Source organism: Gilvibacter sp. CC01, assembly GCF_055755295.1.
In genome coordinates, this window is the sequence record NZ_CM146909.1 from 172,464 (window position 1) to 195,674 (window position 23,211).

At 42.2% G+C, this 23,211-nt stretch carries 24 protein-coding genes; 10 read left to right on the plus strand and 14 right to left on the minus strand.

What is annotated here, in order from left to right; translation table 11 throughout:
* The first annotated feature begins 4 nt into the window (after positions 1–4).
* Positions 5–229: a hypothetical protein gene (locus AC0J2F_RS00845; RefSeq protein WP_473008156.1), complete on the plus strand. Its 225-nt coding sequence runs from the start codon at positions 5–7 to the stop codon at positions 227–229.
* Here the strand turns inward: AC0J2F_RS00845 and AC0J2F_RS00850 are convergent.
* Entirely contained in the window at positions 226–1,449 is a 1,224-nt protein-coding gene (locus AC0J2F_RS00850) for a multidrug effflux MFS transporter (protein ID WP_473008157.1), read from the minus strand. The genes AC0J2F_RS00845 and AC0J2F_RS00850 overlap by 4 nt on opposite strands.
* 116 nt (positions 1,450–1,565) lie before the next feature.
* On the opposite strand from AC0J2F_RS00850, the gene AC0J2F_RS00855 reads away from it, so the two are divergent.
* Positions 1,566–3,218, plus strand: a complete 1,653-nt coding sequence (locus AC0J2F_RS00855; protein WP_473008158.1) for a hypothetical protein — start codon at positions 1,566–1,568, stop codon at positions 3,216–3,218.
* Between the two features lie 10 nt (positions 3,219–3,228).
* Here AC0J2F_RS00855 and AC0J2F_RS00860 read toward each other — a convergent pair whose 3' ends face one another.
* The 4 genes from AC0J2F_RS00860 to AC0J2F_RS00875 form a co-directional block, all read right to left on the minus strand.
* Positions 3,229–3,675 carry a hypothetical protein gene (locus AC0J2F_RS00860; RefSeq protein WP_473008159.1) on the minus strand — a complete coding sequence of 149 codons (447 nt, stop codon included), beginning with the start codon at positions 3,673–3,675 and terminating at the stop codon, positions 3,229–3,231.
* 9 nt (positions 3,676–3,684) lie between these two features.
* On the minus strand, positions 3,685–3,987 hold the full coding sequence (locus AC0J2F_RS00865) for an HPF/RaiA family ribosome-associated protein (protein WP_473008160.1): 303 nt from the start codon (positions 3,985–3,987) through the stop codon (positions 3,685–3,687).
* 572 nt (positions 3,988–4,559) lie between these two features.
* Complete coding sequence (locus tag AC0J2F_RS00870; RefSeq protein ID WP_473008161.1) at positions 4,560–5,777, minus strand: aminotransferase class V-fold PLP-dependent enzyme; 1,218 nt, start codon at positions 5,775–5,777, stop codon at positions 4,560–4,562.
* Positions 5,778–5,889: 112 nt separating this feature from the next.
* Positions 5,890–6,561, minus strand: a complete 672-nt coding sequence (locus AC0J2F_RS00875; RefSeq protein ID WP_473008162.1) for a Rossmann-fold NAD(P)-binding domain-containing protein — start codon at positions 6,559–6,561, stop codon at positions 5,890–5,892.
* Positions 6,562–6,629: 68 nt separating this feature from the next.
* Between AC0J2F_RS00875 and AC0J2F_RS00880 the strand changes: the two genes are divergently transcribed.
* Positions 6,630–7,430, plus strand: a complete 801-nt coding sequence (locus AC0J2F_RS00880; protein ID WP_473008163.1) for a DUF1853 family protein — start codon at positions 6,630–6,632, stop codon at positions 7,428–7,430.
* Here AC0J2F_RS00880 and AC0J2F_RS00885 read toward each other — a convergent pair whose 3' ends face one another.
* Positions 7,431–9,314: a CocE/NonD family hydrolase gene (locus AC0J2F_RS00885; RefSeq protein ID WP_473008164.1), complete on the minus strand. Its 1,884-nt coding sequence runs from the start codon at positions 9,312–9,314 to the stop codon at positions 7,431–7,433.
* Positions 9,315–9,636: 322 nt separating this feature from the next.
* Here AC0J2F_RS00885 and AC0J2F_RS00890 point away from each other — a divergent pair, with 322 nt between their 5' ends.
* On the plus strand, positions 9,637–9,759 hold the full coding sequence (locus tag AC0J2F_RS00890; protein WP_374957735.1) for a hypothetical protein: 123 nt from the start codon (positions 9,637–9,639) through the stop codon (positions 9,757–9,759).
* Positions 9,760–9,807: 48 nt separating this feature from the next.
* Here AC0J2F_RS00890 and AC0J2F_RS00895 read toward each other — a convergent pair whose 3' ends face one another.
* The 4 genes from AC0J2F_RS00895 to AC0J2F_RS00910 form a co-directional block, all read right to left on the minus strand.
* Entirely contained in the window at positions 9,808–11,421 is a 1,614-nt protein-coding gene (locus AC0J2F_RS00895; RefSeq protein WP_473008165.1) for an FAD-binding protein, read from the minus strand.
* A 2-nt stretch (positions 11,422–11,423) separates the two neighbouring features.
* Positions 11,424–11,786 carry a hypothetical protein gene (locus AC0J2F_RS00900; RefSeq protein WP_473008166.1) on the minus strand — a complete coding sequence of 121 codons (363 nt, stop codon included), beginning with the start codon at positions 11,784–11,786 and terminating at the stop codon, positions 11,424–11,426.
* 339 nt (positions 11,787–12,125) lie between these two features.
* The gene (locus AC0J2F_RS00905; RefSeq protein WP_374957738.1) at positions 12,126–12,395 is read right to left on the minus strand and encodes an NAD(P)-binding protein; all 270 of its coding nucleotides are present in this window, start codon (positions 12,393–12,395) and stop codon (positions 12,126–12,128) included.
* Positions 12,396–12,582: 187 nt separating this feature from the next.
* Positions 12,583–13,485 carry an EamA family transporter gene (locus tag AC0J2F_RS00910; protein WP_374957752.1) on the minus strand — a complete coding sequence of 301 codons (903 nt, stop codon included), beginning with the start codon at positions 13,483–13,485 and terminating at the stop codon, positions 12,583–12,585.
* A gap of 140 nt (positions 13,486–13,625) precedes the next feature.
* On the opposite strand from AC0J2F_RS00910, the gene AC0J2F_RS00915 reads away from it, so the two are divergent.
* A complete protein-coding gene (locus AC0J2F_RS00915) occupies positions 13,626–15,176 on the plus strand; it encodes a M20/M25/M40 family metallo-hydrolase (RefSeq protein WP_473008167.1) in 1,551 nt (516 codons plus the stop codon).
* A gap of 4 nt (positions 15,177–15,180) precedes the next feature.
* On the opposite strand, the gene AC0J2F_RS00920 is transcribed toward AC0J2F_RS00915, so the two are convergent.
* The gene (locus AC0J2F_RS00920; RefSeq protein WP_473008168.1) at positions 15,181–15,555 is read right to left on the minus strand and encodes a hypothetical protein; all 375 of its coding nucleotides are present in this window, start codon (positions 15,553–15,555) and stop codon (positions 15,181–15,183) included.
* A gap of 136 nt (positions 15,556–15,691) precedes the next feature.
* Here AC0J2F_RS00920 and AC0J2F_RS00925 point away from each other — a divergent pair, with 136 nt between their 5' ends.
* Entirely contained in the window at positions 15,692–16,216 is a 525-nt protein-coding gene (locus tag AC0J2F_RS00925; RefSeq protein WP_473008169.1) for a 5' nucleotidase, NT5C type, read from the plus strand.
* 394 nt (positions 16,217–16,610) lie between these two features.
* Here the strand turns inward: AC0J2F_RS00925 and AC0J2F_RS00930 are convergent, their stop codons facing one another.
* The 3 genes from AC0J2F_RS00930 to AC0J2F_RS00940 form a co-directional block, all read right to left on the minus strand.
* Complete coding sequence (locus AC0J2F_RS00930) at positions 16,611–17,132, minus strand: DinB family protein (protein ID WP_473008170.1); 522 nt, start codon at positions 17,130–17,132, stop codon at positions 16,611–16,613.
* A gap of 159 nt (positions 17,133–17,291) precedes the next feature.
* A complete protein-coding gene (locus AC0J2F_RS00935; protein WP_473008171.1) occupies positions 17,292–18,269 on the minus strand; it encodes a hypothetical protein in 978 nt (325 codons plus the stop codon).
* Between the two features lie 132 nt (positions 18,270–18,401).
* Complete coding sequence (locus AC0J2F_RS00940) at positions 18,402–19,085, minus strand: hypothetical protein (RefSeq protein WP_473008172.1); 684 nt, start codon at positions 19,083–19,085, stop codon at positions 18,402–18,404.
* Between the two features lie 129 nt (positions 19,086–19,214).
* Here AC0J2F_RS00940 and AC0J2F_RS00945 point away from each other — a divergent pair, with 129 nt between their 5' ends.
* The 4 genes from AC0J2F_RS00945 (at position 19,215) to AC0J2F_RS00960 (ending at position 23,198) form a co-directional block, all read left to right on the plus strand.
* Positions 19,215–19,646 carry a hypothetical protein gene (locus AC0J2F_RS00945; protein WP_473008173.1) on the plus strand — a complete coding sequence of 144 codons (432 nt, stop codon included), beginning with the start codon at positions 19,215–19,217 and terminating at the stop codon, positions 19,644–19,646.
* A gap of 162 nt (positions 19,647–19,808) precedes the next feature.
* Complete coding sequence (locus tag AC0J2F_RS00950) at positions 19,809–20,768, plus strand: OmpA family protein (protein ID WP_473008174.1); 960 nt, start codon at positions 19,809–19,811, stop codon at positions 20,766–20,768.
* On the plus strand, positions 20,768–21,406 hold the full coding sequence (locus tag AC0J2F_RS00955; protein ID WP_473008175.1) for a hypothetical protein: 639 nt from the start codon (positions 20,768–20,770) through the stop codon (positions 21,404–21,406). The genes AC0J2F_RS00950 and AC0J2F_RS00955 overlap by 1 nt, the downstream gene beginning before the upstream one ends.
* 1 nt (position 21,407) lies before the next feature.
* Positions 21,408–23,198 carry a sodium:solute symporter family protein gene (locus tag AC0J2F_RS00960; protein WP_473008176.1) on the plus strand — a complete coding sequence of 597 codons (1,791 nt, stop codon included), beginning with the start codon at positions 21,408–21,410 and terminating at the stop codon, positions 23,196–23,198.
* Positions 23,199–23,211 lie beyond the last annotated feature (13 nt).

The window sequence follows — 23,211 nt, forward strand, 5'->3', positions numbered from 1 at the left end:
GTAAATGGATAAGCGTAGAAAACAATGGTGGTTCAATGGAGTAGTGGGCGCCTTATTGCTAGGCAGCGGACTCAGTATTGCCTTGGAATGTTCTCACATTAAACACAGTGGAGGAGATTTCTGGCTTTGGGCTTTGGGCGGTACAGTGGGCATAGGACTCCTGCTTAGTGGCGTGGTATTACTCATTAGAGCAGGTATTCTCAATGCCGAGATTAAGGCAAACAACTAGGCCTGTTGCGGATTAGAAAGTCCTTGTGGATTTTTTCGTTTTAGGTAGAATAATATCAGCAGTGCTACTAAAGAACAAATAGAAAAACCAATAAAGACCGGAAGCGCCGTATCGTCTAGATAACGTCCAATAAAGGTGCTTATAGGCACCGCCATTATGGTAGATATAAAACCGGTAATGGCTGCTGCTATTCCTGCTATATGCCCTACGGGTTCCATGGCTAAGGCTCTTAGATTTCCAAAAAGGAATCCAATACACAAAAATTGTAAAGCCATAAAAGTTAGCAAGACCCAAATGTGTGGATTTGGGCTACCCATAAAGACCAAGACATAGGCTAAGGATACCACAAAAAATCCGCTTAAAGCAACAGTAACTAGCTTTTCCATTCCAAAGCGGAGCACCATATAGGCATTGGAAAAGACAGCCAGGCCAATGGCGATGCTTAAACCTGCAAATATGTAAGGGAAGGCTTCTTTAAGCCCATATTGTTCTTGAAAGATCTGTTGCGATCCGCTGAGATATACAAAGAACGATCCTGCGATCAAACCAGAAATAACTGTACATCCTATGGTCACAGGGTATCGACTGATCTCCTTGAAACCATCTACAAACAAATGGCGGCTCATGGGAATCTTATTTTCCGGCTTTAGGGTCTCCGGTTGTCTTAGATAAAACCACAGACATACCACAGCGCCGATGACCAATTGAAAATAAAATATGGCTTGCCAATTGTAATGGTCTAAAACTAGTTTTCCAAAGGCTGGTGCTACAATAGGAACCAGAAGAAATACCACGGTTACAAAGGACATGATACGTGCCATATAATCTCCGGAGTAGAGATCTCGTATAATAGCAATGGCTATGGTTCTGGGCGCGGAAAGCCCAATGCCTTGAACTATACGACCAAAGATCATAACCCACAAACTGTCTGTACTAACACAAACCAAACTAGCTAGAACGAATAGGCTAAAACCCATGTAGACCACCGGTTTTCTACCCAGACTGTCAGAGAGTGGGCCAAAGAGTAGGGGGCCTAGACCTAAGCCCAAGAAGATCATAATGATAAACAGCTGATTGTCGCTGGGATTGGTGGTGCCCACATGGAATCCGATGATATCTAAAGCAGGCAACAGCGCATCTATCGCTAGGGCAACTATAGACATTAATGCCGCCATCATGGCAACAAATTCTAACTGGGTATTTTTGCGGTTGGCAGACACGCAGCAAAATTACTGCATTTAGAGCGAGCGAACTATTTAATTGGAAAAGAACTGTAACAAATCAATTCTTAATAATTCTTATCGGACAACATGCATCAATCAACTAAAATCACAAAATGAAAATTCCCTCCAAACCCTTGTTGGCCGTCATAGGTTTTTTATTCTTCTCGCTAAGTTTAAGCGCGCAAGTACAAAATCAGCTCAGCTCTGAAGACTGGCAAGCCGACCTCGACTTCTTACAACAAAGCATTCATAAGGATTATCCCTTCTTATTTAAAAAAGTTACCACAGAGAAATGGGATGCCGAAGTGGCTAAACTCCGCAGTGAAATACCAACTATGGCAGATCACGAGATAATGGTTGGGCTATCGCGCATGGTAGCAATGTTTGGATACGGGCACACTTACCTCAGTCTGAGTGGAGGCCAAGTAGACTTTCACAAAATACCTGTGAATTTGTATCAATTCAGCGATGGTGTTTTTATAGAGGGAACCATAAAAGGCCACGAGAAGGCCTTGGGTGCTAAACTCCTTAAAATAGGTGATACCCCTATAGCGAAAGCCATAGAACTTATTTACCCTACAGTATCGGCAGAAAACGAACAGTTCTTTAAGGCATATGGAATCAATGATCTGACCATACCGGAGATCTTGCACGCCCAACGCATTATTCCAAACAACAGCCTGGAAATTCCATTTACTTTGGAAAAAGATGGGCAAGTTTTTACCTATACCTTTAAGGCAGGAGACAAAAAGGCAATTCAAACCAATTACAGTCTTATAAAGACAGAAGGGGAGCTGATCAGCGCTAGAGCACAAAACAGTACTCCTTTGTATTTACAGGAGTTAGACAAGATCTACAACTTTAATTACAATCCAGAGACCAAAACTGTTTATGTGCGTCAAAGTCAGGTGCAGAACGATCCTTCTCAGCCAACCCTAGAAGCATTCTATGCAGAGATCTTTGATTTTATCGCCCAAAATGAGGTAGAACGTTTCATTTTAGACGTTCGATTAAATGGCGGTGGAAACAACTATTTGAACAAGCCGCTTATAACGGGTTTAATCCAATCTAAGGTCAATGAGGTAGGGAAGTTCTTCTGTATTATTGGGCGAAGAACATTTTCGGCCTGCCAGAACTTGGTGAACGAATTGGACAATTACACCAATGTCATATTTGTAGGCGAACCTACAGCAGAAAACCTCAATTTTTATGGAGATAATCGGAAGTTAGTTCTTCCAAACAGCCAGTTCAATGCTCGTTTGTCATGGGCTTGGTGGCAAGACAAACCACAATGGGAAAACCAACAGTGGATGCCACCCAACATTGCTGTTAGCACAACTTTTGAGCAGTACAAGAACAATGAAGATCCTGTGTTGGCAGCGGCTATGGCAGATATTGGCGATGATGTGATACTTGACCCCATGGGCCATTTGACCCAGTTATTTATGGCTGGCGAAATGGAAAAGGTGAGTAGTGAGGCGGCGCGTATGCTGAACGATCCGATGCATCAGTATACCGATTTCGAGGCCTTATTTACACAGGCGGGATACAATTTGCTCAACAGTGACCAAATTCAAGGAGCGCTGTTTGTCTTTGATATGAGCAGTAAACTCTTTACAGATTCTTCGCAGCTGTGGTTAGGTTTAGCAGATGCGCTAAAGGTCAGTGGTAATGTAGATCAGGCCAAACAAGTTTACGCCAAGGTAAGTCAAATGGACCTTTACGGGCCTCAAGGGGAAAAGGCTAGAAGGGCTCTAAAGGAATAATCTTTAGGGTTTAAGACCTAAAGCTTTCCTCTCGAGTCTGAGATTTAACCTCAGGTTCTTGGGTGTGCAAGGTTTTTTCAAAGCCTCCGGAATCTACATTAATAAAGCGAAGTACTTCGGCTTCATTTTTAATCTGATGGCATGTTGCCTTGTAAAAAAGCAAAGGAAAGCTCAAACTGTTTGGATTCTTCTCTAGGATCTTCATCAGGTCGTGTTTGGAGAAGACTGCGTTTGAATCTGTAACCGTTTCTTTTAAATCTACGATTTGATGGAGTTCTCCAGGTAAAAGCGATTCAATCTCGGCCCAAAGGGTTTGGCTTATCTTTTCTTGGCTTATATCGAGGGTAAGCAAGGCCTTTTTGGTAGCAGAGCAGAGGGCTTTTACACGGCGATGTAAGGCGTGATTATCTTTATAAATTAGTGTGATCTGTCTGTTATCATTGCTGAGTGTGTGCATTTTTAGGTATTAATGGTTTGCGGATTTGGCTTTGTATTTTTCTAGCTGAACAAGGAGTTCATCTGTGGCTTGCGCTACAGATTTTTGGAATTCATCGTTTACAGCTTCTGCAAACAAGGTTTCTCCCGGGAGCTCCACGCGAATTCCTGCAGTCATTCGATCATGTGGTAATTGTGCGTCATTGACCTTAAAATAAACGTCGACGCCTGTGATTCGATCACTGCGTTTTAAAATGTGCTGAACTTTGTTTTGGGTGAAATTTTCTAAGACCTCGCTGGAAGCGACATCATGGTATTCGTAATTGATTCTCATATAAAGTGTTTATCAATAAACTACACGAGAAAACGAGAATTCAAAAACTTTAAAACAACTTTATCAGAAACTGTTAAGGCTATGTTATTGTGGATTTGTTGTCTTATTCAAGCCAGAGTATTTATTAGTTGATTGTATCACAAAGGAGGGATCTCAAAATAATCTATTTTACATAATATAAATTATGTGACAATTATAGCAAATAACGAATAGCTCGGCTATTTGATATAATATCAGATATAAGTTCGCGTATGCGAATTATATCGGCAGCTATTGTGTCAAAGTTATTTGCGGTGACTTAGACGGGATATTTTATAAGGTCTCTGATATAAGTTCGCGTGAGCGAATTATATCGGCAGCTATTATGTCAAAGTTATTTGCGGTGATTTAGACGGGATATTTTATAAGGTCTCAGATATAAGTTCGCGTATGCGAATTATATCGGCAGCTATTATGTCAAAGTTATTTGCGGTGACTTAGACGGGATATTTTATAAGGTCTCAGATATAAGTTCGCGTATGCGAATTATATCTGTAGCTATTATGTCAAAGTTATTGTGAGAAACTAAAAGCTTATGCTAAATTCTTAATCACATCCAAAGCTTTGTCAATCTCCGCCTTAGAATTATAAATATGCACAGAATGCCTTAAGAGTTCATTGCCCACAGATCTGGGCTGTAGTTTTTCGCGCTCCCAAAGTGTTTGTTGTAATTCTGGCCCTGTATAACCCTTAACTGCATAAGTTGTGATTCCTGCAGCCATAGCTTCATTGGTTGATGAATGTATAGTCACGTGAGGCATTTGTTTTAATCCATTGCGTAAATACGCTCCCAATTCTTTTATACGACCCAGCCAACGATCTTTCCCGACGCTGTTAAAGAAATCTATGGCAGCACTGTATCCAGCTATCAAAGCTGGGTTCCCGGTTCCGTTTTGCATCAGCCTAAATCCGTGATCGTCCTGATTGTCCCAATTGTAACTCGCTATGGTACTCCAAATGCTGCTCGCCACCTCTTTATTCACATACAACAAACCACTGCCTGGTGGCGCCAACAACCATTTGTGCAAACTGCTGTAATAGGCGTCGCAACCAATATCTTTGACATCTACATCGATATGGCCAACACATTGGGCCCCATCCAATACCGTAAAAATACCACGTCTTCTCGCTTCTTCACAGATGGCTTTTACGGGCATGATTGTACCGTAAACGGATATCATATGCGGAATAGCAATGACCTTGGTTTTAGGGGTAACTTCCTTAAATACAGCCTCGTATATTTGCTGCGGATCGTTTGCAGGCACAGGCATAGTGGCTTGTTTGTACACGCAACCTTTGCGTTTTGCTAAGGTCTGCCAAGCGCCAAATCCGCCCCCGTGCTCCTGATTGGTATTGAGCAATTCGTCTCCGGGCTTAAGGTCTAACCCCATCCCTACGTAATTCATGCCAAAGGTGGCATTTTGCGTTATGGAGATCTCTTTGAAATCACAGTTTATATGGCTTCCAAGCTTTTCTCTAAGCTCCTGATACGGAAAATAACCGCTCAGTAATTCCGGCCCAGATCCGTTCTTATAATCAACTGTGGCTGCCTCTTTGTTCCAATGCAGCATATGATTGATCATAACATCTATCGTATAACCAGGTGTTGGCCCCATGGTACCGTTATTAAAATAGGTCTGCCCTTCTTTAAGCGGGAATTGTTTGCGAATCATGGCCCAGTAATCATCCGGAGTCTCAAAATGTCGCTTTAAAGGATCTAGGGACCAATTCTGAGATTGATCAAACGACATTAAGGGCAAAGAGAGTGCTGCTAGACTAGCGGACTTGAGAAAGGACCTTCGATTAGACATGTTGGTAATTGTAGTTGGTTTTTGCTTAAAATTAGGGAATTCCCCGCTAATTCTAGGCTCTTGAATCCGCCATGGCATTTATGTCCTTATTCTCCAGATGTTTTTTAAGTTGATCTGCAGTAAAACTAGCTATCATCGCATACCCGATTTTTGATGTAGTTGTGATGCTCTTCATCTTCTTTAATAAGCCAAAGAAAGGTCTTAATACCACATAAACTGCATTGTACCAACCCGTGCTCGACTTTATGCCTCGCTCCGGAATGATCATTCCTGGTCTAAAGGCGTAGGCATCTTTAAAACCTTTGTTAAGTACATAATTCTCGGTCTTTCCTTTAACACGAGCCCACATGACTCGTCCGGTTGCGGTACTGTCTGTGCCCGTTCCGGAGACATAATTAAAGACCATATTGGGGTTAAGCTCGTGTAGAATATCTGCAAAGATTACGGTAATGTCGTACGTTATGGCAGTGAATTTGCCCTCATTCATCCCTATGGAAGATACCCCCATGCAATAAAAGCAGGCATCATATCCTTTGAGCTGATCTTTTAGACTATCCAGTTGGGTAAAATCTTCTAGGAGCAACTCCTTCAACTTAGGGTGCTCCATTTGCAGTGATGATCTATTGATCACCAAGGCTTCGGTAATAGAAGCATCGTCCAGGCATTCCAACAAGACCCCCTTGCCTACCATACCTGTACTTCCTGTAATTATAACCTTATACATAACGTAAATTTAAGATTTCTTACCGATACCAATGCTTGCTTTTCAGTTTTACAATACCTTCGCTACACATGTCTATACAATTACAATTTTCGGGTTATCTCGCCACTCCACCGCTATGGGAAGGCAGTGGTCCGATGGGTTTAGAACAATTGCATTTACCCGCTCTTGAAACTCCAATATTCCGACAAGAACTCAGTGGTAAATTTCGCTTGGGCAATCTGGTGGAGCGATTCGTCGCTGCGGAGCTCAATGCACATAAGCACATAAAGATACTAGCTGAGAATGTACAGATTCAGCAAGACAAACGCACTTTAGGAGAACTCGATTGTTTGCTGCGGATAGGTCAAGAAGCCTTGCATTTGGAGGTTATTTATAAATTCTATCTCTACGACCCTGCCCATGGAATAACGCCCTTGGACCATTGGATAGGCCCTAACAGAAGAGATTCCTTGGTCTTAAAGCTCAATAAGCTCGCTGAGAAACAGTTGCCACTCCTCCACCGCCCTGAAACAGCTTCGTATTTACAAACATTTGATCTAGAGGCTGATCATATGACTCAAAAAGTGTGTTTTAAAGCGCAATTGTTCTTGCCTTATAGCCAGAAGGATTTGGATATAACTCCCCTGAGTCCTAAAAGTGTTTATGGCTATTATTTGCCACTCAAAGATTTCCATTTATTCAAAGACTGTAAATGCTATATCCCGCGTAAGCACGATTGGTTGGTAAGTCCGCACACGCAGGTAGCTTGGCTATCTTTTAAACAGGCCTATGAGCGTATAGAAATTTTTCATTTAGAGCAATCTGCACCTTTAGTTTGGGTTAAAGACCCTAAGGGTACTATCTCTAAGATCTTTGTGGTGTGGTGGTGATTACTTCCTAATTGGCAGTTTAATATGAGAAGGATATTTACTCGAATGATGAATAGAATTGGTAGCCACCACGCCTACTGATTCGTCATAATTGTTTCCGCCAGTATTTAAGTTCCTGGCAAATCTTGGGAAATTACTGCTAGATACCTCTATACGGATACGATGCCCTTTTTTAAAGAGATTGCTTGTGGCCATAGGAGTTAGTTTTAGCTCGTAAACCTCCCCTTCTTCCATAAAAACCTCTTTGTCATAACCCTCACGGTAGCGAGCGCGCTGTATGGTTTCATCTAGGTTGTAAGCACGACCATCTGGATATACGTCAATGATCTTAATGGTGAAATCGGTGTCTTTCGCATCCGAAGAAACATAAAGGGTAGATTCTATAAAACCGGTTACCTCCGTATCTTCTGTGAGCACCTCCGAAGAGTAAACCAAAATATTCGGGTTCTCCTCCATGGACTGCTGATCGTAGGCCCCACCTTTAACCGCATTTCCGGTACAACAAACGTTTCCACCATAGCTCATAACCGGATCCATAGGATCATAGGTAAAGGTATCTGGATTGTCTTTGCGCGTTTTTTTAGTTGTTAAAACACCATCGCCATTTAAAGTGTTGGCCTTGCCACCACTGTTCAGGTAAAAGGTGGTCATTTCTACGTCTGCAGGCGGCCACTGTTCTGCAGCCTGCCATTTATTGCTGCCCATAGTGTAATACTGGACTCTAGGAGTATTGGCCTTAAAACCAGTTTCTTCGCCTTTCAGCCACATATCCCACCAAGCATAGATCTGCTCGTCATAATTCAAGCGGGCATCACCCACTGGACGTTCTCCGACTATAGTGTTCTCTGTAGCACGTGTATAAGCACAGTGCAAGGTTGGAGCAATTACCAAATATTGATTGTCTCTAATTACTGCGTCCTTAGAGTTACTGCGGACATGATTGAACAGCGCCAAATTGGGCGTAATGGATACGTCATACCAGCTGGCGAACCAGAATCCCGGTGTGTTTATATCCATAGTATCGTGATAGAGTCCACCGTCATACCAGGCAGGATCATTCGGTTTTCTACGGATCATTTTATCAAAAATCTCTCGCTTCCCGTTTATGTTGGCCAATATATCTTGAATAGGCAAGTGTTTTAAAGCCTCCGCCATGTCTACAGGAGGGTTTTCTGGTGCCAGATCGTAGAAACGCGAAATGCGGATAAGATCTTCTTGCGTAGCTCCGGCAGGTATACCGGGTTTGAACTTATCGTGCTCTACACCGTATAACCAACTAAAGAACAGCATCTGCTCCACGCCGCCACGGTACCAGTTACCCTGTTCGGTGATATCTCCTATCTGCCCTACTCCTGCTCCAAAACCTTGAGGCACCATGGCAAAATGCGCTGGATGATCCAATGCCGCTACGGCCATCTGCCATTCTGCCGTAGAGGAACAGCCGTAAGTTCCTATTCTTCCGTTAGACCATGGCTGAGCCTTCATCCAACTAAAGGCGTCATACCCATCAGTTAAAGGCACTCCAAGTATGTCCCACTCCCCTTCCGAATAATAGCGCCCTCGCTCGTTTTGCACCACATAGGCATAGCCGCGTTTTACTGCTTCATACGCACGCTGAGCTGTACGGGTACGCTGTTTTCCATCACCCCAAGAATTAAAATTATAGGGCGTTCTAGAGAAAATAATTGGTACAGGTTCGTCTGTTTTGGGTCTGTAGATATCTGTTGCCAGTCGGACGCCATCACGCATGGGCATCATTACCTTTTGATCAATTATGGCAATTTCTTCTAGCTTTTTAAGAATATCTTCTTCTTGAGCATTTGTCCATAATGGTAAAACAAATAAAACGAAGAATAAGGTGCGAATTAGCGTGATGCGTGACATAGAAGTTAAGATTTTTGGTTAGCGTTCTTTAAAGGTACTGAAATTTAGAATTCTTCCCGATGTATTTGTCTCTTGTTTCCTTGTGAAACCTGTCGTTAATCGTCGATTTTTGAATTAAGTCTGGATTTATTGTATCTCATCGATTAATTCGATTTTCTATAATAAAGTTGCAGAAATTTCTTACCTTTAATTGCCTCTATTTATGAAACTTACCTGGCTATAGTCGCCACCAATCTCGTCTTTAACTACACGTGCAGATCCTTATTATTCTTAGGCTTTTCGCCTTGGAGTAAAGACTGAATAAACACGCTAACCTCACTGTATGAAGCGACTATTACTCAAGTTAAACTTTGTTCTAAACAAGGACTGGGATCGAACGCGAGAATGGCTCAAGCTCAAGTTGGTCGAATACGCCAGAGCGAGCAGTTATGCGATTCATCGTTAAGATCACCCTTAAATTCAATATCCCCGTTTAGAGCGGGGATATTGTTTTTTAACGACTAGGATCGGTTGGATTTGGAGTTGGTCCGGAATTATTGTGATCTAGCGTGACATCGGCCAAAAAGTGATTGCTAAAAAGTATTTGCATCTCATCACTCAACAAGGCTTGTCTGGCCTTCTTCCAAGATTTTATATTGTCTTTAGGGAACATATGTCCTACCAAGCCTGGAAACTTCCAATCGGCGTTCTTTCCCCAGTGTAGCGTAAAGGGAATATTGTGTTTTTTTAACTCTTCTATCATACGCCTTCCGTATTGATTCAGACTCATGATACGGCGGTTTGGCTTCCAGAGCACGCCATCTATCTCTAACATACAAGTAATTGGAAAACGCGTAAAGGCCATAGTGGCTTCGGATTGTTTTACAAATCGCATGGCGAAGATTCCAGGTATTGGCCCCTCGTTTACGGTGAGATCGGTTAGCACTTTCAAGGCTTTGGCCGCATCTTTATGATCTACGCCAAAGGAACAGGCAAAGGCTGCGCCTTGGTAAGGTGCATCCCAAAAGATCTCTGGTAAGGTGCCGGTAACTATACGTTCCAGGTCATTTATGGGTAAGATGGTCTTTCTAAGGCGTTTAATAAGCCAAGGAATGCTTTTTGGGAATTTCTCCGCGATCTTGATAAAAACATAGATCAGATCGCGATAAATGGATTCTTTGATTATTGGAAAAGGGTCTGGATAAGGAGTGGTGTAAGGCTTCTTGTACATCACCTCCACCACATAGTCCTTTTCGTTGGAATACGGATTTATAAATACTTTATAATGATACGGTCTATTGGGCTTACCTTGAGAATCAACCTCCCCAGGAATTTTAAAATTACTATTGGCAAAGTCCATGCTGATGGCTAGTTCCAAAGCTAACTTTTTAGGGATCTTTTGCACATAGCGCTTGAGCAAGAAGCGGTCTTCTGCCTCTATTACAACACCGTGAATAAATCCAAAACTACCCAAGCTCACCAAAGCTGCTCGAAACAGTTCATCGTCACGGACTATTTTGGTCGCTATTTGAGCGGCAAAGGCATCATTTAAAGCTGGTTTGTTGGCAGGTTCTAGATAGATGATATCCTGCGGATCAGGTCCAGTGATAATATTTAGGCCAACAACGTAGTCCTGTACAGAACCGACATCTAAAGCAGAGCCGTGCACGCCAGTAGAGATGCATCCTGCAATAGTTTGCCCGTTACTAGCTCCGGAGGCTTTTAGTGACTTTCCGTGTGCTGAGAGTACTTCAGAAACTCTTTTAATTGTATTGCCACACTGAAAGAAAAAGATGTTGTCTGCGCTAAAGTTGCTTTGTGCATGCATGTCCGCATCAAAAGTCGGAATGTGCATGTTCATAAATCCGTTGTAATGCATACGGTCGTGATGACTGGCAATATGATTCATAGACCAACGAGATCCGTAGGCGCGAAATCCTTGATTGGCGTTTTGCGTTTCTTTGATCAATCGCTGGATCTCTGCTGCCGCGTCTTTATAACGGGCTATCTTATCGGGCAGATTCCCCTCCCCTTCTAGTTCAGTAATGTATAGTGTTTTCAGCGGGAAAGGCCCGTTGTGATGCAAGGTGTCCCATTCAGACTTTGCGTGAGCTACTGTAGAGGCCATAATCAGTTCGTTTCTAGTTGACAGACATATTTTATCTTCACCTTACGCTTGCGCCCAAAGGTCACGGCACTGAGCAGGATAGCACCAAAGGTGTTGCGGACTTCTACCGTATGCAGGCGTCCTGATTTACAGGCAGAACTTTCCTTGATCAGGTAGTTGATGTCTTGCGTGGTGGCCTTTGCAGTGATAACAGTGTCTAACTCTACAACCTGCATATCGCGATAATAATCAGTTCGCGTACTTAAAGGGTCCGGTTGTTCATCGCCATTGATACTTACAAAACGGACCGAATAGCAAGATTGCAAACACAGACCGAGCGCAAGGAGTATAAATACTCTTATTCTAAAGGGGTTTGTTAGTTGCATTTCTGGGTATTTGATTATGTTTGATTGTGGGCTGAATTGTCTGATTTAAAAGTAGTTGCATCCCTTTGCTTATACAAGAGGATTTATCCCCTAATTGCGGGAGGATTTCCCGTACCTTTGAAGAAACTTAAAAATCTATGGGTTTAGCAATTGGAATATGGCAGGCGGTTCTTATTGGAGTGTTGATCTTTGGGATCATGTTCCTTTCCTTTCTAATAGCTATGATTAAAAAGTACCAAAAACGCAAAAACCAGGGCAAATAAAAACACCTTTTAGGCATAACCCAAAAGGTGTCTTCTTTGTTGATAGTTCTCTAACTCTCATGCCTCCAACTTCTCCTTATAGACAGGCCTGATCTGGATCGGTAGGATTGTACAATTTGGAATACCAGGTGTCTATCCGACCTCCAACGCGATCACTTGCCTCAAAAAGCTCGAATTCTAACCCAAGCGATTGCAAGATCAATCCTGCGTACATACCAGCGAATCCGCCACCTACTATTCCTACTAAGGGCTGACTTTCGTCCAGGTCTAGCTCTGGCCCTTGCGCTGCAAGCTCACATTGCTGTTTAACTTTCTTTAAATAGTGGTCTCCGTAGTTCTTGACCACAAAATCAGAGAAGGCCCTTTTTATTTGACTTTTGGGGGCTGCTTCTTGGGTTTGCTGCTTAGCCTTAAAGGCTGTTGTTTCAGGCTGCGCCGGACTTCTGAATTCTAAATAACTTATGCTGTAGGAATTTTAGGTTGGACTAAACTATTACTACGGCCGATGGTAAACTAGGTGGTAAATACCTGATTTATACTTTTTCTCGTTTTTTGCGTTTACCGCTATTTATAAAGTAAACTCCTGTTAATAATACAGTTGCGGCTATAATTGATTGCGTGCTTATAGACTCCTGCAAAACATACCAACCCAACAGCATGGCGATGATAGGATTTACGTAAGTAGAAGTAGCTACCTTTTCTGGAGAAACTCGCTTGAGCAAATAATTGAAAGAGGTGAAAGCGGCTATACTTCCAAAGATGACCAATATGAGCATTACCCATTGTACGTCTGGTTTCCATTGCTGCGGAGCTACCCAAGCTTCGCCAAAGGCTAAACTCGCTATCAGTAACATAATGCCTCCAAAGAACATCTGAAAGCCTGTATTGACAAAGTAGTTCCTAGGCATATCGGCCTTGGCCACGAACAGACTCCCATAGCCCCAACTCAGCATACAACTAAAGATCATCAGCACTCCTAAAAGACTGTTTGGCCCCATCAAGATCTCATCTTGGCTAATGAGTAAATACATCCCTATGAAACCTAAGAAAACACCGATCATACTTTTGAACTGTATGCGTTTGCCTTGTAAGATCCACATCAGCAATAAAACAACCAAAGGTTGAGCAGCGATCTCTAAAGCGGCAAAATTACTGTCAACGAATTTTAGGGCCCAGACCACTACTCCATTCCCATAGGTCAAGAACAAAAAGCCCACAAAGGCAGTATTGCGCACTTGGCGCCAGCTTATACTGAGTTTGTGGCCCATAAGTCGGGCAATGAGAAAGATCAATAGTCCGGCCGTTGTAAAACGAATGCCTGCTAAATAAAAGGGTTCTAGCTGTTCAACGGCAACCTTATTGAGCATATAGGTTGCGCCCCAAATCACGTAGATGGCAAAAAAGGCCAAAGGAATAAGTGCGCGTTCAGATCTCATATTTGCCATAGGTGGAATTAGTATTCAATACTACTGCAATAAATTGGACTTTCTGTTTAGCGGCCATAGAATTTTCTGAACTCACTATTGGATTTGTTCGATTAGCCGTATTTTTAAAGAGCAAATCACAAACCAATACAATGCGAAAATTACAATTACTATTGCTGTGCTTGTTAATAGCACCACTTTCAATTTTAGGGCAAGAGGAAGATCCTGTTATAGCCGGGATCATTAAAGAAGCCAATGAGAATTCTCAACTAGAACCTTTGGCGCACGAACTTATGGATCTTATTGGGCCAAGATTGGTCGGTACCCCTCAGATGTACGCCGCCCACGAATGGGCTGTTGCCAAATACGGCTCTTGGGGAATAATAGCCGAAAACCAACAATTTGGTACCTGGCGCGGTTGGGAACGCGGTATTACACATATCGATATGGTACATCCACGTGTCCAGAGTCTTAGAGGAACTCAATTGGCCTGGAATCCGAGTACATCTAAAGAAGGAGTAACAGCAGAACTTGTGGTTTTGCCAATGGTAAAGGATTCCTTGGAATTTGCAAAATGGCTCCCTTCGGTAAAAGGGAAATTGGTGATGATCTCTATGAATCAGCCCACTGGCCGTCCAGATTATAACTGGGAAGAATTCGCGACAGAAAAGTCCTTTGAAAAAATGAAAGAAGCACGTGACGAGCAAACCCAGATGTGGCGTGAGAATTTTGAGAACATGGGATACAACAGCCGAACCTTGCCGAAAGCCTTGGAAGATGCAGGAGCTGTAGGTATCGTAACCAGTAATTGGTCTCGAGGTTTTGGGGTGAACAAGATCTTTGGAGCTCGCACTAAGGCAATTCCAACGGTAGATCTAGAATTAGAAGACTACGGAATGTTATACCGCATGGTAGCCTCCGGACAAAAACCTCAATTGAATATAGTTGCCTTATCTAAGGAGTTGGGAGAAATGCCCACCTTCAATACTATTGGAGAGATAAGAGGAACTGAATTGCCCAACGAGTACGTGATACTGTCTGCTCATTTTGATTCTTGGGACGGTGGTACAGGTGCTACGGATAACGGAACAGGAACCCTTGTTATGATGGAGGCTATGCGTCTGCTTAAGAAGTTCTACCCTAACCCTAAGCGTACCATTCTAGTTGGTCATTGGGGAAGTGAAGAACAAGGTTTAAACGGCTCCAGAGCTTTTGTAGAAGACAATCCAAAGGTGGTAGAAGGCACGCAAGCACTTTTTAATCAAGATAATGGGACCGGTCGAGTAGTTCGTATTTCTGGAGGTGGTTTTCTGAATAGCTACGATTATCTAAGCCGCTGGTTGGCTGCAGTTCCTAAAGAGATCACTGATGAGATTGAGACTAGTTTTCCAGGTTCTCCTGCTAGAGGAGGATCGGACTATGCGAGCTTTCAGGCTATGGGTGCACCAGCATTTAGTTTGAGTTCTTTGAATTGGTCGTATTGGAATTATACCTGGCATACCAACAGAGACACTTACGACAAGATCGTTTTTGATGATGTTCGCAACAATGCCATACTAACAGCCATTTTAGCTTATATGGCTTCTGAGGATCCGGAGCGAACCTCCAGAGAGAAAGCTGTACTGCCTTTAAATCCTAGAACAGGAGAGCCAAGAGAATGGCCTACTCCTAGAAGCCCTAACCGCCGTGGTGGAATGGAATAAATTGCTAAGCGGCATACTTGGATAAAAGCGCTCCAAGGGTGTAAAGCGTAGAAAAAACCAACCAAAGCAGTTGTGGTAATAGCCACAGCTGCAACTTTGGGGTTTGTGCTTTAAGTTGTTTGAAATAATAGACAGTAAGGCCTAAGGTGAGTAGGTTAACTATAAACCCAGATTCTATTGGATAGACATAAGGAGTTACCAATGGGTAAAGCCAAATGACGACTAAGAGCACTACCCCGGTCTTAAACAAGGGAGTCTGCATATTTTGGCGCTTGTTGAGCGTTAATAAGATAAAGATCAAAAGGCCGCTAAGAACGATCCAGATTCCGGTTGCGTAATCTGGAACCCAAGAAAGGGCATCTAATAATTGGTCTATCATAGCAATAGAATTTAAAGCAAAGTAAATACATTTTACTGCTATAATTGCTGATTTTTATCAAACATTATCATTGGGTTAAAAATCTTGGACTAAGCCCAGAATGACAGTATTTTAAAGAAATTTGTAAAAAAACAGAATGACCATATTTGTAGACATGGATGAAGTGCTTGCCGATACTTACGGGGCACACATAGACATTTACAATAAAGAGTTTAATGCAAACCTGACCTTGGACGATATTTCAAGTGGAGAGGTTTGGGAGAATGTTCCCTATGAACATTTGCAGAATGTTAAAGATCACGTTTGGCGCGATGGTTTCTTTAGGGAGTTGCCCCTAATCAAAGACAGTCAAGAGGTAATGCGGGAACTAGCCGCCAAACATGAAGTTTATATCGCTACAGCTGCTACGCAGTTTCCAAATTCTCTAAGAGAGAAAAGCGATTGGTTAGATGAACACTTCCCTTTCATTACTTGGGAGTACCGCATTTTGTGTGGGCATAAATTTATTTTGGATGGCGATGTTCTTATAGACGACCGTTCTTATAACCTAAAATATTTTAACGGTCGTGGGCTGCTTTTTAACTCGCCTCATAACAGAAAAGACGAGGGTTACGAAAGGGTAGCCAACTGGCAAGAGGTAGCTGAAAAACTTCTGGACTAAGTATTTTAACAATTCGCTAACGCAACCTGGCACGTTATTTAAGACTTATAAGTATAGAGACATAAGTTTAATTAACAACAAAGCGTTATGACCTTTTTATTTAAGAATTGGGCAGCCAAGAGAGCCAGATTACTGGTGCTGCTTGAAGAGTACGCTAAAGCCAGTAGTTATGCGATCCACAGATAATATAAGTATTGCTTTTAGCACTGTATGAATCCCTTTGAACGTAGCATTTGAAGGGATTTGTTTTTTGCATAAAAAAGGCGATGAAAATCACCGCCTAATCCTTAATGTCCTGTCAAGCTCCCCAACTTGCAGTACTGTCCAAATGTAAGTCTTCAAGGTTAAGGAAATTACCGTATTTCTACCTGTTTTTAATTTAGAAGCTATAGCGCTAACTCAGATAGCGCTCTTTAATGATATTGTTGTGCCAAATTTCGTGTCCCAACACAATAAAAGCAGCAGCTCCAGCGGTTAAAGGACGCTGACTCGCGGTTCCTTTTTTGTGAAAATCTGCTTCGGTTAAGGACTCTAGAATCGAAATACTGTAAGCCCTGGTGATGGCGTACTCATTGATAAGCGCCTCTTGCGATTTCTCATTCGCTCTAGAAGTCGGCACATAGACATCTTGATCAAAACCGCTAATATTGCCTTGTTCTCCTCTAGCTATCCTAAAACAGCGATGGATAAATATGCGTTCGGTGTCTATTATGTGTTGGACAACTTCTGCCAAGGTCCATTTGCCAGCGGCATAACTGTGGTACCAGCTTTTATTGGGGATGTTTTTAAAAAAAGCTACAATCTCTTCTCCTTGCTCGCGGTAGGCCTGAATTAGATCGACATTTTTGGGGACTGCACAGAGATAGAGCTCGTAGTATTCAAAATAATCCTGAGGGTTTAATTCGGATACTGTCATGAGATCTCTTTATAGACTCAATTTATAAAAAAATAGAACGCTCCCGAGAGCGAAGTTTAAAATTACCACAAAATAACTTCTAATCGGGAGCGTTGCAACAACACTAATTTACTCACTAACTGTATGGATATCGGGCAACCAACCCGAGTAAATTACGGTCTACTGTTTTGTAAATTTTATTCTGGACGGAGCGGTTCCAAATCCGCAGCGACCATCAAATCCTAAATATCCTTCTACAAACCAAACCTCAAAGACACTGTCGTCTAAGATGTTGGCGGGTGCGTTCTCTTCTCCTGGACCTAGTAAAATAGGGCTTGACGTGGAGAATGTGCATTGCCCGATTACACTGGACAATTGATTCTTTCTAAATACCACTTGGTCACAGACTATGCTAAACTCATAAATTCTAGGCTGTTCGTTTGATGGATGAGATAATATATGCTTGAGTCTAACCTGTCTTACTGTATTGGAATGCGGTGCCTTTTCTACAGACACCAAAGTTCCGCTTTCATTAAAAGTAGGCCCTAAGGGGCCGTCTATAATGCTCGTCATTACATAGTCACCAGTAAATAGCTCCTCGTCTATTGGTTCCACTACATTGATCGTATAACAATAGGGACTACTAAAAAAAGTCTCGTAGGCCAAGATTATCGAACTGGCCATGCCTGTTGTAAAAGAACGTCCGTCAGTCAGGCGAATGACTGTCCGCAATAAGAACTGATCACTACATGAAATGTTTTCCAAAGAGACTCCCACAGCCGCTGCCATGGCTGCCTGTGAGTAGTTCAGGGTTATTTTGGGAAAACCATTGGCTCCCAAACCAAAATCTTCTGGTAATAAGCTGCCTAAACTGGCCTCTGTGGTCGAGAAGTCGCCACCTGCCGGAGTGTTATCTACAAAGCTAACTATAAGGTCTACAGCTTCCAGCAGGTCGCCGTCTAATTCATCTTGCACTTCAATATCAACACTAAATACGCTATCAGGATCTCCGACATTGAATTCTGCATTGTTGAACTGCAAAGTCCTCACTACAGCTCCGTATTCTATTTCTTCTGTAAAAATGTCTATAGCTTTCTCATCGTCCGAACAAGAATACCACGGCAGAATACTACAGATCAGCAGTATACTTCTCTTCATTTTTCTTTTTCAATTCTTTTCGATTGGCAAGATGAAAGTAGCAGCAAAATGTGCAAAAACAGTGTTTACCGATAAATGTTTACCAGTGCAATGAAGAAGTAAATACTCTAGGAAGCTTTACTATTATTGAGCTTAGCGCTGAGGCTTATTGATGATGAATTTCGCGCGAACACCTGTGGCTAAATTCCATTCATTAGAGAAAAGTAAGGCCCCGTCGTCGTCTATGATGATAAATTCTGCTGTATTTGGTCCAGAAGTTCCTTGATTGAGCGCTTCTATTTCTACGGTATTCATTCCCGGGTCTAAAAAGAGCTCAAAATCTTGATAACCACTACCGAGTCGAACATTGGGAACAAGAACATTGTCGTTGATATACACGCGAACACGGTCTCCATCTACAAATTCGTGATCGCGACAGCGCAAAACGACAAATTTGGCATTTGAGGTGTATTGTCCAAAGAATTGATTCTGAAGATATTCGTCTTTTTCCTCCTTGTCTTTGGTGAAGTATTTGGGGGCTTTATCGCTTTTGGTGCTTAAAAAACCCGTATCAGTTGTGAATTTGATGCCTTCTTTCTCGGTCTCTCCTATGCTTAAAGTATCGGTTACACTGAACTGTCCGAATCCTTGTTTGTCTTCAGGATTGTCGAGACCAAAATTTGGAATGCTCAAACTACTGCCAGAAATATTGAAATCGTCACTGCTAGAACCAAATGGGATGTCCAAACCAGAACTAGAACCCATAGGACTATCTATTTGTGCTAAAGCGGCGGTCGTCGCAATAAACAAACACCAAAAAAGTAGTGATCTTTTCATAATCATATTCGTAGCAAATATCGTGCAAAAAATGACAAATAGAGCCCATTAACCCGAATTAACCTGCAGTTAACACATTTGTCTAGAATTTGTACATTTAGTCCAACTAATCAATTAAAATTTATTCCCATGACAGAGACAAAAAAACCCACTGCCCTATTTTGGGTGATCGCCATTGTGGCATTGGTTTGGAATATTATTGGTGTTTTACAGTATTTAGGAAACGCCTTTATGACTGAACAGGAGTTAAATATGTACACTACAGCGGAACAAGAGTTAATAACCGGTACACCGTCATGGGCTACCGCGGCCTTTGCTATAGCTGTTTGGTTCGGTATATTAGGATCTGTAGCTCTTTTACTTAAAAGAAAGTTAGCTTATGCTCTTTTCCTTCTGTCACTGTTGGGTATAATTGGCCAGAGTATTTATACTTTCTTTCTCTCAAATTATGTCGAAATTATGGGTGGAGAAGGTCTTATTTTACCCATAATGATAATTGTTTTAGGGGTTTTCTTCTTCTGGTACTCTAAAAAGTCCATTCAGGAGGGTATTCTTAAATAATAATTTAAACCCCTGATTATTCAGGGGTTAACTCTTTACCTTTTGTTCACAAAAGGTTGATAATTCCCCTTGTTTTTAACGTAGAAAAACTGAAGTTTTTTTTAGTTTTATCTTTGATTTTGTAGTATTTTTCGTCCATTATATTGGGATTGGGGTGCATTGATGAAGAATTTTTTAATAGCCTTAGTGGTATTTGCCGTTTGGACCTTTTTTGCACTGTGGCTGTATTCATTGCTTAAGGCCCCTGATAATATATCCTGGACAAAAGGCAGTGTTGAAGATTCGACAGCACAGCAAGTAATCGAACAAGTGAACCAAGATACCATTACAACTACCATCGCCGCTAAAGATACGCTATTAGCTACTCAGACGCGCGTACAGCGTGACGGACTTATCGGTAAGGATGCTGATGGTTTAACGGTCTTCTATTTCGATCAAGGATTACAGATCAAAAAGAACGATTCCCTAGTTTATAGCAATAGCGCAAATCTGGATTACAAATACAAGATCTTGAATTATCTCTTGGAACATCCCGATATGGAAGTAACGGTAATCTCTCGCTACAGTGCAGACGAAGCCTTTACAAGTCCTAACTTTGGAGTAATAAGAGGAGAATTCATAAAAGAGGAACTGGTTAGTGCAGGAATCCCTCGAGAGGTTATAGTTATCAAATCAGATATTCAAGATATTCCTTTTGATACTGCCAACACTTACGATAACGGTATAGCCTTTAAATTCAATCCATTAGATACAGAGCGCATAGCACAAATGGCCAATGCGATCCCAAAGAACAAAGTGGTCTACCCAACTTTCACCAATTCTGGGATTCTTGTCAATAAGGAATTGCGTGATATACTGGAAGAAATAAAAGTTGTGCTTGAGGAAAGGCCAGAGATGACCGTGAAGATTGTTGGACACACCGACAATATTGGGAATTATCAAGACAATTATAATCTGGGACTAAAATATGCCAGACAGGTTCGCTGGTTTTTTATTGCCAGAGGAAATATAGATAAGGCTCGTATCATGGCGTTATCAAAAGGAGAATCGGAACCGATAGACTCTAACAACTCCCAACGCGGAAGAGACCTAAACAGACGAATAGAAATTATTTTTAATTAATGGAGGGACTAGCTGACATCTTCGCTAACAATATGTGGTCTGCCTACTTGGAGATCAGTATTTTGATGCTCAGTTCCTTTTTAATTGGTTATTTGGCGAGCTTGCAACTCAATAGTGGTAAATACAAAAAAAACATTAAGAAACTCCGCAAAGAGCTTGATGCAAGCCAGAGTGAGGCTGCAAAGGATATCGATGTGCTCTACACAGAGATCGAACCCAAGATCATAGAGACCATAGAGAGTCGCACCCAACAAGTCGCTGTGGCTCCACCAACAAGAAAGCAAACCGTTGTTACCACGATAACTCCTGAACCAGAAACAGCGACTCCGATCCGCAGCCAACAAGAGGTCGCAGCTAAAGCTAGTGCTACTTATCAGAAGGCACTAGAGAAAAAGGAGCTTAATTTTGACAATTTCGGTTACGCCAGTGCCAGCGAAAAAGACGATCTAACCCAGATCAGTGGTGTTGGACCGTACATAGAACAAAAGCTCAACGAGATCGGTATCTATACTTATGATCAGATCAGTAGGTTCAATTGGGAGGATATTCAAACAGTTACCGAAATGATCGATTTCTTCCCAGGACGCATGGAAAGAGACAATTGGGTCGGTCAAGCGGAGCGACTGAAAAACTACTAGTATGTCTCTATCGACCTTGGATTGGGGGATCATCCTCGCTTTTTTTATTGTTTTTGCGATTATTGGAATAGCCGTTACCAAACGCGCAGGTAAGAATACCCAAGAATTCTTTCTCTCCGGAAGGAATATGCCTTGGTGGCTATTGGGCATATCTATGGTGGCGACCACCTTTTCTGCAGATACGCCAAATCTGGTTACCGATATTGTTAGACAAAACGGGGTTTCTGGAAACTGGGCCTGGTGGGCTTTCCTGATCACGGGAATGCTTACCGTATTTGTTTACGCCAAACTCTGGCGACGATCTAAGGTGGTAACCGATCTCGAATTCTACGAACTGCGTTATAGTGGTAAAGCTGCCGCATTCTTAAGAGGATTCCGAGCCATTTATTTAGGAGTGATCTTCAATGTTTTAATTATGGCCTCTGTATGTTTGGCTGCTATTAAAATAGGAGGTGTCATGTTCGGTTTGGAACCCTGGCAATGTGTACTCTATGCCAGTGTAATCACAGTGATATACAGTACTCTTGGTGGTTTACGAGGTGTGATTTTTACTGACTTTCTGCAGTTTTTAGTTGCTATGGTAGGCTCAATTTGGGCTGCATATTATATCATTAATCTACCAGAGGTCGGTGGATTGGACGCTATGCTTGCGCATCCCAATGTTGCCGATAAACTAAACTTCCTACCAGACTTTAACGATACCGAATCACTAATTGTGCTTTTGTTAATTCCTGTAGCAGTACAATGGTGGAGTGTTTGGTATCCCGGCGCGGAACCAGGTGGAGGTGGTTATATTGCTCAGCGAATGCTGTCTGCCAAAGACGAAAAGAATGCCATAGGCGCTACCCTACTGTTTAATATTACCCATTATGCCCTTAGACCTTGGCCTTGGATTTTGATCGCCTTAGCTTCTTTGGTACTTTATCCGGAACTTACAGATATAGGATCTGCCTTTCCGAATACCGTATTGGGTCACGATCTGGGTTATTCTGCTATGCTGACCAAATTGCCTGCCGGGCTACTTGGTTTGGTATTGGCTTCGCTCATAGCGGCTTTTATGAGCACCATATCTACACATTTAAATTGGGGTTCTTCTTATATCGCCTTGGATTTCTATCAGCGTTTTATAAAACCTGAAGCCTCAGAAAAGGAACTCGTTGGTGTAGGTCGTATATCTACGGTATTGTTGATGGTCATAGCTGCTTGTTTGGCATTGTTCTTGACCGATGCCTACGGAACCTTTAAAATATTACTACAGATAGGTGCCGGCACGGGTTCTATATTTATCATGCGCTGGTTTTGGTGGCGGGTTAATGCTTATTCGGAGATTAGCGGGATGATCGTATCTTTTATTGTTGCAGTTTACTTCGAGTTTGTTCACGAAGAATTCTTTACTCCAATTGCAGATCATTATGTGTTAGTAATTGGTGTGGGAATTACCACACTCACATGGCTGCTCGTTACCCTAATTACTCGCCCAACTGCTACAGATAAACTGGTTGCGTTCTACAATGCCATTACGCCTTATGGTATCGGTTGGAACGGACTAAAACGCAAGGCATCCGAAGCACAAATAAACCTGCGTGAGAGTGGTGATAATTTCACTGCAGATCTGGGCTCTATGCTCTTGGGGATCCTTTTGGTTTACACCTCCCTGTTTGGTTTAGGCTTTGCACTGTACAGCAATCTGCTGGGTGCTTTGATCATGTTTGGTATAGCCGCTGTGGCAGGATTTGGGATATACAGATTCTGGCGCAATAAAAAAGGCACTGCATCTAGCAGCGCCTCTTAATTCTCATTATTTA